The sequence below is a fragment of the Elstera litoralis genome (assembly GCF_000963705.1).
Taxonomy (GTDB): domain Bacteria; phylum Pseudomonadota; class Alphaproteobacteria; order Elsterales; family Elsteraceae; genus Elstera; species Elstera litoralis.
In genome coordinates, this window is record NZ_LAJY01000785.1 from 1 (window position 1) to 712 (window position 712).

The window sequence follows — 712 nt, forward strand, 5'->3', positions numbered from 1 at the left end:
CGTGATGTTGAGTACGTAACACTGCATTTGCTGACGCGTGCTCGCTGCTGCACGCTTCGAAAAACGTGAGCAGCATAAGCAGCGTAAGCAAATTAGCGTTTCGCACTCCGCCGTTTGGGTGTCGGGCGGATACGATCGCCCTGACGCCGCAGCCCATAGAGGAACAGAAAATCAGAGGGCTTAAAGTTGGCGTACCAACTCAGTAATTCCTCCATCTGCGGACGGGGCAAAGGATAGGCTGGCCCCTTCTCTTGTCCAATTTGGGCGAACGGGCGGTAGTAGGTGTTGATTTTCAAGAGGTAGCTGATTTGTCGCCTAGGATCCCGCAGACTCTGACAAACGAAGGGGCGCTTGAGGTCTGAAGAGGCGAAGCTCGCCCTCAGCGCGTCCCGATGTTTTTTCCGAGCACCCAACGACAGGAGATGGAAGTGAACCACCCAGCCGTTCAGCTTGGGCTGCCACGCTACCTCTAACCCCCCGGCAACCAAAAAACCCGAGAAGCCCGCCTTATCCAGACGCTTTCGAAACCAATCGAACAGTTTCTTTCGATCAATGGTGTGCAGGTCCCCGTGAGCGATCAGCCCGACGAGAATCGTTATAATCCGTCTGCGCTTTCGATAACGCTTGAGGAGCTTGCGCAAGGCCCTGCTTCGGCGGATACCTTGCTCGTGACAGCAGGGCTTGCAGCAGCCCAGGTTACATTTTTCCTCCC

At 55.5% G+C, this 712-nt stretch carries 1 protein-coding gene; it reads right to left on the reverse strand.

Annotated features, from left to right (window positions below; all coding sequences use genetic code 11):
• Positions 1-92: 92 nt before the first annotated feature.
• On the reverse strand, positions 93-712 hold a 620-nt coding region (locus VZ95_RS19770; RefSeq protein WP_232302774.1), incomplete at its 5' end, for a hypothetical protein.